Genomic DNA, 10,300 nt, shown 5'->3' with positions numbered 1-10,300 from the left:
CAACAATAGAGCAATCCTGTGGGAGCTGGCTTGTCGGGTCGCCGCATCGCTGCGATGACTGCAGCACAGTCGACACAGCTGTCGCCTGACCCACCGCTTTCGTAGCCTCGCTGGGGCTCGATAACTCCCACAGGGGATTCGCAGTGGCTGGAAAAACGCTGCCACCAGGGCCATCGCGCCGGGTGCTTTCTCACCAACAATAGAGTTCCAATGTGGGTGGCTTGCCTGCGATAGCGATGGATCAGCACCGAATAAGCAGGCTGACACAGCGCGATCGTAGGCTCGTCAGCTTGAATCGCATCAGGCACGCAGTTCGAACTCGGCACTGCCGAGCCTCTCCCCATTCACCAACACATGCACCACATGCCGGCCCGGGTAGTGCTTGCGCGTGGTCATATCGCGAAGGTGCTGTTCGCGCCGAATGTGTTGTTGCTCTCCGGCGCCCAGGTTAAGCGTCTTGAGCTTGAACACTTTCGCGGCACTGTGGCCGGCGCTTTTCACGTAGTCGATGGCGTAGTCCACCACCAGCTTCTGTGATGTGGCGGCGGTGGATTCGAGGCTGAACGACAGGCTGATACGTTCGCCCAGGCTGATCACTGCCGGCGTGACATGCAGGTGGTGGATCTTCACTTCGGCCTTGGCCCCGGCACCCATGATCGTCAGTGCGCGGGTATTGCCTTGCTTGATCAGGCTGCGCAAGGCATGGCGGGCAATCCAGGCGGTGTGAGGGTTGTCCAGGGACCAGCCTTCGATCAGCGTGAGTACCCAGTCCGGGTGGTCCTTGGTGATGTCGTTGAGGTGATTGGCCACCGATTTGCGCACGTACAGGCTGGGGTCGGCCTTTAGATTGTCGAGGATCGAAGCGCACAGTTCGGGGTTGGCTTGCACGTCGGCCAGGCGGAAAGACCACGGCAGGCGTGGCCGCGAACCTTCGCTGGCCAGGCGACGCACGTGTTCGTTGTCATCCCGCGACCACTCCTGCATCACGGCCAGGGTGCGCTGGAAGTCGTGCAGCAGAAAATGGCGGATGGCGAATTCAGCCGAACCAAAAGTGGTGAAGTACTTGAGCGCGGCCATGGAACGCTTGAAGTCATTCAGCCCGTAACTGGCCACGTAGTGCGGCAGGAACAGGCTGACGAACGCGCTGTTCAGGCGCGGTGCCAGGGCGTAGAGCTGCTCGAGGGTTTGGGGATAGTCCAGGGGGATCACCGCATGCAGGCTTTCGCTGACCCGCGCCATGCGTTGCATCACCGACAACGCGTCCAGCCCGGCTGTTGCGTGCTTGAGAAAGCCCTTGGCGTCGAACGCCGGGTACACCGCACTCATCTCGCTGGCGATGTGTTGCAGACGTGCGACGTTGAAGATTTCCTTGAGGGCCGGAGCGCTTTGGTCGGTCATCGGTGATTCCAGTGTGGGGGTTAGAGAAACCAGCGATATTCCCGCGCCTGGATCTCCTGGTGGAAGGCCAAGTGGTCCTGGCGTTTGTTCTCGCAGTACACATCGACAAATTCGGCGCCCAGCTTATCGCGCAATACCGGTTGATGCTGCATGGCGCGTACCGCTTCGAGCATTTCCAGGGGGAAATCGGTGCCGCTGCTGCGGTCGTCGTTCAGTGGCGGGATGGGCTCGCGCTTGGCTTCGAGACCATGTTCCAGGCCAACGAGGATCGCTGCCAGCACCAGGTACGGGTTGGCGTCGGCACTGGCCAGGCGGTGTTCGATGCGCAGGTTGCGCGGGTCGGACTCGGGGATGCGCACGCAGGCATCGCGGTCTTCGAAACCCCAACTGGCACGGGTGGCGGCGTTGACGGTACCGCCCAGGCGGCGGAATGCATTGTGGTTGGGCGAGAAGATCGGCATGCAGTGCGGCAGCAGTTCCAGGCAGCCGGCCACTGCGTGGCGCAGCGGTTGCTGCTGATGGGCCGCCAGCAGGTTATTGCCCGCGCCGTCGTAGAGGCTGACGTGCACATGCATGCCGCTGCCGGGAAACTGCAAGTAGGGCTTGGCCATGAAACTGGCGCGGTAGCCATGCTTGAGCGCCACGCCACGGGTGCTGCGGCAGAACAGGGCGGCCCAGTCGGCGGCGCGAAGGCTGTCGTCGACATGGCCGAAATTGATTTCGAACTGGCCCGGACCGATTTCGGCGGTGATCACCGTGATATCGATGCCCTGATCCCTGGCGGTCTGCGCCATGTCGTCCAGCACCTCGTTGAAGCGCGAGAGCCGTTCGATATGCAGGTTGGGCTGGTCGTCGGCATCCCCGCTCAGCGGGTCGCGGGCGAATTGCGGCAAGCCATTGTCGAGTTGCTTATCGAACAGGTAGAACTCCAGTTCGAACGCCACCACCGGATGAATACCCTTGCCGTGCAGGCGCTCCAGCACCCTGGCCAGCACTTCCCGGGGTTCGAATTCGATGGGCGCTTCGGTGCCGTCCGAGGTGATCAGCATCTGCCCCAAGGGCTGGCTTTCCCAGTTCACCGGTTTGAGCGTGCCGGGCACCAGTCGGCGATTGGCGTCCGGGTCGCCATCGTTGAGGCAGTAATCCCCGATCTTGAACAACCCGCCCTGGGCCCCCAGCAATACGGCGTTCTGCGGCAACTTCAACGGGCTGCCGGCCGCGACTTTTTCCAGCATCTCGATGGGATAACGCTTGCCGTAGAAGTGCCCGGGAAGGTCCAGGGCGATCAGGTCGACATAACGCACGTCAGGATGGTTCTGGCGAAAGGTCCGTACTTCGGCCAGTAACGTGGAGGCATGGCTTTTCACGGGTGCAGCTCCTAGTTGTAAACCCACAATACGCGGGCGGGCAGATCGGTCAGATTGGCGTAGCGGCAGTGGGCGAAGCTGGCCAGGTGGAAACTGTCGCCCGGGCCCAGGGTGACTGAGCCGGGTTCGCCGTCGACCCACAGCGTCAATTCGCCTTCCAGCACAAAACCGGCCTGTTCGGCGCGGTCGCTCATGGTCTGTTCACCGCTGTTGGCGCCAGGTGCCAGCAGACTGTCGAGCATCGAAAACGCACCGTTCATGCTGGGCGATACGAGGATGTCGGTGATGCCGTTGGCGTAATACACCGTGCGCCGTTCGCTGGGGCGGGTGACCCAGTCCACGGCCTTGGGTTTGGGCTGGCTATAGAAATACGTGGTGGGCACGTCGAGGGCGTGGCAGATCGCGGTCAGATCCGCCACGGTCGGGCGCGACAGTCCGCGCTCGACCTGGGACAGGAAACCCACCGATCGCTCGATCTTTTGCGCGAGCTGGGCGAGGGTGAGTTTCTTGTGTTTGCGCAAATCGTGGATCAGCGCGGCCAGCGCGGCGAGTTCTTCTTGTTGGCTCATGAAATTTATTTCGATAAATTTCATGAAAATTTACAGCAATTATTTCACGCCGGCAATCGGCGGGGTCATTCCCGCTCGTAGCTATCCACCTGTATGCCATCGGCATCGAACACGTTCACCCGGTTTTCTTCCTTGGCATCCCAGATGCTGTACTTCGCCTCATTGCTGTTGGCCGGGATGTTGTAGGTGGTGTACGAACCGAGTTTTTTCACCAAGGCGTTATTGCGGTCGATCAGTACCAGGCCCTCGAAGCCTTCCATTTCCGCCGAAGCGAGGTTTTTCTGGAAGGCGTTGAGGGTGGTGTACTTGAGTGGCACGCGCAGTTTGCCTTCGGTATCGACAGCGCCATAGCGGTTGCCTTTTTTCACCACTGCCATGCCGTTGGAAAAGGGCTCGACCTCGTCGTACGGCAGGTTGATCGCCAAGGTTTTGCCTTGGGGGTTGATGAAACTGAAGGTGCCGCGCTTGCGGTCTTGCACCAGTTGCGGCTGGCCCTGGATAAACGCGCCGACGGCACGGGTGCCGGCGGGGTTGAGTTTCTGCAATTTCAGGTTGTAGACGTCTCTTTGTGCGTCTTCCCCCAGGGTGGTGTAGAGGTAATCGCCGACCACCTCGACAGTGGAGAATCGAGGGGCCAACAGCTCCTTGCCGGCCAGGTTCCACACCCCGTAGTTCGAATCGACACCGTAGGTCTTCTGCCCGGGTCGGCCGATGAACAAATCGCCCACCACCTCGACATTGACGTATTTCATCGGCACCACGACCTGCTGTTTCTTCACGTCGTACACGCCGTAGGGCCCGTTGGTTTCGCGCTCGACGATCATCAGGTCGTCATTGATCGGCTTTTCGATGATCTCGAACGGCAGTTCCTTGAGCGTGTGTCCACCCGGCACGAACACGAAGTACTTGAACAGCAGTTGGCTCCAGCCGTCTTTCTCGGGTGTGCTGCCGACCTGCATGTTGTACACGCCGGGCATTTCGGTGTACTCGATGCGCTTGAAGCGCGGCTTGACCACCCACTGGCCCTTGTCGTCGATGAACCCGCTTTTTTGCGTGGCGTTGTCGTAGGCGATGTAGCGGCTCTGGGGGGGGACCGCGTTGTGCATGTCCAGTTCGAGGGTGTCTGGCCGTGTCGGGTCCAGCACGTAGATCACCACACTCGCCGGGGTGTCTTCGAAGTGGTAGGTGGCGTGCACATTGGTCAACGCGCTGGCCGTCTCCGGCAGGTCTTTGACGAACTGCTCCAGGTGATCCTGTACCGCGGCACTGGTTTTATAGCGGGAGAAACTGCTCTGCATACGCAGCAGTTCGTCGTAGTACTTGCGCAGGTTGGCCTTCTGCTCGGCGGTGGGCGACGAATTGGAACTGTTGCCGCCGCTGTACAGGGGCTTGCCCTCGGCCGTCAGGCCCTGGATCACGTAGGTGCTGTCTTTCGGCGTGGCCAGCAGCAGCGAGGCACGGTCGTCGGCCAGGGCGGTCAGTTGATAGACCTCGCCGCCGCCGGCGGTGACTTTCGGATGGGACGGGTCCAGCACGACTTTCTTGAAGCCTGGATAGGCCGGGTAGGTGAGGGTGACGCTGACGCGCTCCACCGGCTTGTTGACCTTGAGCTCGGCGCGCGTGCTGTCGTCATCTTCGGCGTTGCTCACGCCTATCTCTGTGAAAGGCTGTTGTGTTCCATCGCGCAGGTAAACGGTCTGTACCGCGTAACGTTCTGCCTCGCGCGGGCTGGGCAGGGCACCGCGCTTGAGCACTTCGCGAATCGGTTCCACGTCGAGCATGAGCCCTGACTGGTTGTCGAAGAACATCTGCTGGAACTGTGGTTTCTGCTGCTTGAGGGCTTCGAGAGCGGTTTTCAGCTCGGCGGCGGGCATGGGCACGAAAGGTTCGTCATAACGCAGTTCTTTCTTTTCGGCGGGCGTCTTGGCGGTTTTCGTCGCCGGGGAGATTTCCAGGCGCAGGCTTTCGATCATCGCGATCTGGTTGATGCTGTCGCGCACGTCGAGCACCAGGTAATTCAGGCGTTTTTTCGCTTCCGGCAGGGAGAGCGTGTGCAAGTCGCCCACATCGCCTTCGTTCAACTGGTCGTCAGTGTATTCGGTGCCGGTCACCAGGCCCGTGATCCCATTGCGGTCGATCAGGTAATAGGTTGCGCCGCCGATCACGGCGACCACCACCAGCGCGCTGGCAACGAGCTTGATTCGGGTCAGGGGTGTTTTCATTGTTATCGGACTCGAGAATGGGCTGGCGCAAGGTTAGCAGGCTGAATGATTCCGCGCGCCTGTGGTCGGAAGCTGGGTACGCGTCATTAATCGAAGGAGTGCCCATGAAGTCCGGATCTCTCGCTGCCAGCCTGTTGATTGCCGCCAACCTGTCCACCGCCAGCTTTGTCGCGCAGGCCGGTGATACCCCACAGGAAACCGTGCAACCCTCCAACATCAATGCCCATGAGCTGAAGGAAGGTGATCGTGCGCCGGACATGCTGATGCGCAAGGAGTCGGCGGTCACCGACTGGAAACAACGCGGTCTCGAACAGCCCGAAGCCGACAGTCAGTGGGCGCGCGCAGGCGATAAGTTCGTGCTGCTCAAAACCACGAATGGCACCATTCTCGAGATCACGCCCGCCAAGAAATGACCTGCGTTTTTGCTCGTTCCTGCGTTAAGGTAACCGGCCACGAATACCGCGTTACCTTCCAGGAATGAGAGCAGGATGCTTGCGACCCTCAGACATTACCCCCGCACCGTAAATCTGTTGCTGTGCGCTACGTTGCTGCTGACGCTGGCCAAGGCAATAACCTTTCCGTACCTGGTGATCTACCTCACCAGCCAGTTCGCCCTGACGGTCAGCGAGGTCGGCCTGGTGATCGGCAGTTCGCTGATCGTCGGCTCGCTGCTCAGCGTGTACGGCGGGTTTCTGGTTGACCGCATCAACAGCTACCGGCTGCTGCTCGGCCTGACCGCGCTGTTTGCGCTGGGGTTCTTCGGCATGCTGCTGGCCCGGGGCATCTGGTTGTTCTACAGCTGCCTGATCCTGATCAACCTGGCTTATGCGGTGATCGATATCGCGGCCAAGGCCGGTTTTGCCAGCCTGCTGCCGGAAGAGGCACGCAGCGAAGTGTTTTCCATCAAGTACACCCTGACCAATATCGGCTATGCGGTCGGGCCGTTTTTCGGCGCGATGATCGCTCGGCTGGATATGAGCTTGCCGTTCGTGCTGTCGGCGCTGCTGGGGTTGGGGTTTCTGCTGCTGTACGGACGCTGGGGCGATCGCACGCTGACCCACGTCGACGCTACGCAGAAGCCGGTGTCGTTCCTGGCGGTGGGCGGTGTGTTGCTGCGGGACCGGCGTCTGGTGTGCTTCACCCTCGGCGGCCTGCTCAGTGCGGTGGTGTTCGGCCAGTTCACGGCCTGGTTGTCGCAGTACCTGGTGACCACCACGTCCAACGACTACACCTACACCGTGGTCAACGCGGTGCTCACCACCAACGCGGTGATGGTGATTGCTCTGCAATACGTGATCGGGCGGCGCATCTCCCACCGTTACCTGGGCCAGTGGCTGATCTTCGGCCTGGGCATGTTCATGCTGGGGCTGGTCGGGTTTGCGCTGTCCACCAGCGTGCTGTGGTGGGTGCTGGCGATGGCGGTCTTCACCGTGGGTGAAATTGTGGTGTTCCCGGCCGAGTACATGTTTATCGACCGGATTGCCCCGGACCACTTGCGGGGCATGTATTACGGGGCGCAGAACCTGTCCAACCTGGGCGCGGCCCTGGGGCCGGTGTTGTGCGGGCTGGTGTTGGCCAGTCTGCCGCCCCACACCATGTTTTACATGCTGGGGGCGTTCATCGTCGGGGGTGGGGTGTTTTACTTCATTGGGGCGTCGTTGAAGGCAAATCATCCAGTGTGAGCTTGCCCACGTTGTTGCTTTGCAGTTCGTAGCGCAGCTCTTCCACCATCTTTTCCACTTCCTGCGGGGTCTGCAGCCGGTTGGTGCTGATCCCGGTGACCACCAGATCGACCCGGCCGGACTCAGCGTCGTAGACCTTGAGGGTCAGGGACGCGTCCCGGCACAGGGTGAATTCACACGTCAGGGGCGACAGGCCTTCTTCGATGCAATTTCGCAGTTGGGCGAGGGTAAACATGCAGGTTCCTTCATGGCACGGTTGGGATGCCTTGAAGGTTATGCATCGGGCCCCTGCGCCATAAGGCGAATTCGCACTAGCCGGGCTAGTGCATTTGCACTCTCGCAGGCTATTTTTTCAGGCGCAGCTCACTGGCAAACAACCCGCGTTCACGGGCCCAGACGATTGCCGCGCTGCGACTGTGCACCCCCAGCTTGGAGTACACCGTGGCCACGTGGTTGCGCACGGTATTGGGCGCCAGTTTCAGGCGCGAGGCGATTTCTTTATCGGCCAAACCCTCGCAGATCAGGCCCAGTACATCGCGTTCCCGGGCCGTCAGGTCGGTAAAGGCCACGGTCGGCGCATTGGCGCTGTTGACGCTCTTGGCGTTGGCCAGTTTTTCGATCAGGGTCTGGCTGAACCAGGACGCGTCCTGCATGACTTCTTCGATGGCCGCCACCAGTTCCAGCTCCGAGCGCTTGCGTTCGGTGATGTTCATCATCACCAGCAGGTAGCACGGCATGTCCTGGATGGTCACGGTGTCGGCGGACACCACGCAGTCGATCACCTCGTTACCCTTCTTGCGTATCTTGAGGTCCTGGCCGTCGAGGGCGCCGGCTTTTTCCAGGGTGGCGAATAACTGCGCGCAGGCTGGTGAGCTGTCGATAAAGTCGATGTCTTCGATGGATTTGCCGATGAGCTCTTCGCTGATATAGCCGGTGATGCTCATGAACGCGTCGTTGACGTCCACCACTTGGCGGTTGGCGGCGTTGCACACCAGGGTCGGCACCGGCGTCAGGCGGAAAGACTTGGCGAAACGCTCCTCGCTCTGGCGCAGGGCGATTTCCGCTTTGCGCCGTGGCTCCAGGTCCATGAACGAAAACAACATGCAGTCTTCTTCGTTCATGTCCAACGGCTGGCCCGCGACGATCACCAGCTTGCTGCCGCCCTCGGGCAGGCGCAGTTCGGCTTGCATCTGCGGAATCGTCGCACCTTCGCCCAGGCGCTGGATCGCCAGGTCCTTGCGTTCGGCGTGTTCGAGTACGTCCAGTTCATAGACCGATTTTCCGATGACCTGGTCGCGGTTGTAGCCCGTCATTTCCAGGAAGCCCTGGTTGACCTTGATATAGCGCAGGTCGCTCAGGCGGCAGATCACGGCTGGCGCCGGGTTGGCGTTGAAGGTTTTCTCAAAGCGCTGCTCGGCACTGGCCCATTCGGTGGCGTCGCTGAGGATCACCACCAACAGCTCCGGCTCGCCGCGCGAGTCGGTGATGACCAGGCTGCGCAGGCGATGCACCCAAGTCCTGTCCGGGTCTGACGCAGGGGTGACTTCCACCACCACATCGCTGAATTCATCACCCGCTGCCACGCGTGCCAGGGGATAGTTCTCCGGCAGCACCGGGTGGTTGTTGCGATAGCGCAGGGCAAAACGTTCGGCGTATTCCGAGGTGTTGCTGCCCAGGGCCATGACCGCTTCGACACCGTGCATGTGCAACGCGGCCTCATTGGCCCAGAGGATGGTCTGGTCGACTTCGGCGAGAATGATGCCGTCGGACATCCCGGAGATGATCTGCTGCAGTTGGCGACGGTTGGTTTCTTTGGCAAGAACGTCCTGGCTCATAAGGTCTCCGGGGGGGGGCGCATGTGAAGTACGACACCTGGGGCTCAGAATAGTGCAGATGCACTACGGTGGTACTGGCACCAAACGTGCTAGTGTCAGCACCTCTACCTTCCTGCGGCAGTGCCTGGCGATGCGTGATATCTACAGCGTCTTCAACTCCAATGGTGCCTACGAAACCGGGGCCCATGCCCATGACGAGTTCATGCTGATGGTGCCCGAGCACGGCCTGCTGCGGTTCAAGGACGAAGAGAGCGGGCGCACCACCTCGGTGATTGATCGTCAGTTCGTGCTGGTGCCGCCGCAGTGCAGTCATTCCTCGTCATCGCTCACCGCCAGCCAGGGCCACCTGGCGTTCTACGTCGACCCCGATTACATGCGCTTCGCGCTGCGTGACCTGTCCGGGGATGCCAACCGCCTGCTGCGCGTGCCGACCCTGGGCATCTGGCAAACCTCGGCGCCGCTGCATCATTTACTGCTGGCGAAAAAAGCCTTCAGTCAACCCGACCCCTATGTCGACCGCCGCCGTCAACTGGCCCAGGCCGATCACCTGCTGTTGCTCGAATGCCTGGCGATTTCCCTCAGCCAACCCAGCCTGCAGCGGTCCTCCACCGAACGCCACGGCGCCATGCTGGTGCGCGATGTGAAAGCCTATGTGGAAGGCAACCTTGAGCACGCACCGGGGCTGGATGAGATTGCCGCGGTGTTCCACATGTCGCGTCGGCACCTGACCCGGTTGTTTGCACTGCACACCGGCGAAACGGTGTTGGCCTATGTCCAGCGTTTGCGCCTGGAACGCGCGCAAACCCTGTTGCGGCATACGCGCATGTCGGTGCTGGAGATTGCCAACAACGTCGGTTATGAATCGCCCTCGCACCTGGCCCATGTGTTTCGCCGGGTGCTGGGAGTGTCCCCGGATGAATGGCGGCGCGGCGCATAGCACGCGGTCAAGATGTGGGGCCCTGCTGGCCGTTTTTCCAGACACTGCAAGTCCTCTGTGGGAGCTGTCGAGCCACGGCGAGGCTGCGAAAGCGGTGGGTCAGGTGGCGTCTGTGTCGGCAGTGCCGCCGCCTTCGCGGGCAAGCCCGCTCCCACATTGGATTTCTATTGTTGGTGAGAAAGCGCCCGGCGCGATGGCCCTGCTGACAGTGTTTTTTCCAACCACTGCAAGCCCCCTGTGGGAGCTGTCGAGCCACGGCGAGGCTGCGAAAGCGGTGGGTCAGGTGGCAT

General features: G+C 61.1%; 9 protein-coding genes. 3 read left to right on the top strand and 6 right to left on the bottom strand.

Going from position 1 to position 10,300, the window contains the following annotated elements; genetic code table 11:
• Nucleotides 1–300: 300 nt before the first annotated feature.
• From ACW9IB_RS28530 to ACW9IB_RS28515, 4 genes are all read right to left on the bottom strand, one after another.
• Nucleotides 301–1,398: a DNA alkylation repair protein gene (locus ACW9IB_RS28530; protein ID WP_457416634.1), complete on the bottom strand. Its 1,098-nt coding sequence runs from the start codon at nt 1,396–1,398 to the stop codon at nt 301–303.
• Nucleotides 1,399–1,418: 20 nt separating this feature from the next.
• Nucleotides 1,419–2,765, bottom strand: coding sequence for a glutamine synthetase family protein (locus ACW9IB_RS28525; RefSeq protein ID WP_457416632.1), 1,347 nt, complete (start codon nt 2,763–2,765; stop codon nt 1,419–1,421).
• Nucleotides 2,766–2,776: 11 nt separating this feature from the next.
• Nucleotides 2,777–3,334 carry a helix-turn-helix domain-containing protein gene (locus ACW9IB_RS28520; protein ID WP_457416630.1) on the bottom strand — a complete coding sequence of 186 codons (558 nt, stop codon included), beginning with the start codon at nt 3,332–3,334 and terminating at the stop codon, nt 2,777–2,779.
• Between the two features lie 65 nt (nt 3,335–3,399).
• Nucleotides 3,400–5,556: a WG repeat-containing protein gene (locus ACW9IB_RS28515; RefSeq protein WP_457416628.1), complete on the bottom strand. Its 2,157-nt coding sequence runs from the start codon at nt 5,554–5,556 to the stop codon at nt 3,400–3,402.
• Between the two features lie 104 nt (nt 5,557–5,660).
• Here ACW9IB_RS28515 and ACW9IB_RS28510 point away from each other — a divergent pair, with 104 nt between their 5' ends.
• Nucleotides 5,661–5,969, top strand: coding sequence for an RcnB family protein (locus ACW9IB_RS28510; protein WP_457416626.1), 309 nt, complete (start codon nt 5,661–5,663; stop codon nt 5,967–5,969).
• Between the two features lie 75 nt (nt 5,970–6,044).
• Nucleotides 6,045–7,238 carry an MFS transporter gene (locus ACW9IB_RS28505; RefSeq protein WP_457369156.1) on the top strand — a complete coding sequence of 398 codons (1,194 nt, stop codon included), beginning with the start codon at nt 6,045–6,047 and terminating at the stop codon, nt 7,236–7,238.
• Here ACW9IB_RS28505 and ACW9IB_RS28500 read toward each other — a convergent pair.
• Together ACW9IB_RS28500 and ACW9IB_RS28495 are read right to left on the bottom strand one after the other, a co-directional pair.
• A complete protein-coding gene (locus ACW9IB_RS28500) occupies nt 7,201–7,473 on the bottom strand; it encodes a DUF1652 domain-containing protein (protein ID WP_457369155.1) in 273 nt (90 codons plus the stop codon). The two genes, ACW9IB_RS28505 and ACW9IB_RS28500, sit on opposite strands and share 38 nt — an antisense overlap.
• 109 nt (nt 7,474–7,582) lie before the next feature.
• Nucleotides 7,583–9,073 carry a PAS domain S-box protein gene (locus tag ACW9IB_RS28495; RefSeq protein WP_457416624.1) on the bottom strand — a complete coding sequence of 497 codons (1,491 nt, stop codon included), beginning with the start codon at nt 9,071–9,073 and terminating at the stop codon, nt 7,583–7,585.
• A 130-nt stretch (nt 9,074–9,203) separates the two neighbouring features.
• Here ACW9IB_RS28495 and ACW9IB_RS28490 point away from each other — a divergent pair, with 130 nt between their 5' ends.
• The gene (locus ACW9IB_RS28490) at nt 9,204–10,010 is read left to right on the top strand and encodes a helix-turn-helix domain-containing protein (protein WP_457369153.1); all 807 of its coding nucleotides are present in this window, start codon (nt 9,204–9,206) and stop codon (nt 10,008–10,010) included.
• Nucleotides 10,011–10,300 lie beyond the last annotated feature (290 nt).

The organism is Pseudomonas sp. SDO524_S393, from assembly GCF_054071875.1.
This window is presented reverse-complemented; position numbering and strand designations above follow the sequence as displayed.

Coding starts and splice junctions, on each gene's coding strand:
- ACW9IB_RS28495 (WP_457416624.1), bottom strand. CDS start 9,073: ATGAGCCAGGACGTTCTTGCCAAAGAAACCAACCGTCGCCAACTGCAG.
- ACW9IB_RS28515 (WP_457416628.1), bottom strand. CDS start 5,556: ATGAAAACACCCCTGACCCGAATCAAGCTCGTTGCCAGCGCGCTGGTG.
- ACW9IB_RS28520 (WP_457416630.1), bottom strand. CDS start 3,334: ATGAGCCAACAAGAAGAACTCGCCGCGCTGGCCGCGCTGATCCACGAT.
- ACW9IB_RS28530 (WP_457416634.1), bottom strand. CDS start 1,398: ATGACCGACCAAAGCGCTCCGGCCCTCAAGGAAATCTTCAACGTCGCA.
- ACW9IB_RS28500 (WP_457369155.1), bottom strand. CDS start 7,473: ATGTTTACCCTCGCCCAACTGCGAAATTGCATCGAAGAAGGCCTGTCG.
- ACW9IB_RS28510 (WP_457416626.1), top strand. CDS start 5,661: ATGAAGTCCGGATCTCTCGCTGCCAGCCTGTTGATTGCCGCCAACCTG.
- ACW9IB_RS28505 (WP_457369156.1), top strand. CDS start 6,045: ATGCTTGCGACCCTCAGACATTACCCCCGCACCGTAAATCTGTTGCTG.
- ACW9IB_RS28490 (WP_457369153.1), top strand. CDS start 9,204: ATGCGTGATATCTACAGCGTCTTCAACTCCAATGGTGCCTACGAAACC.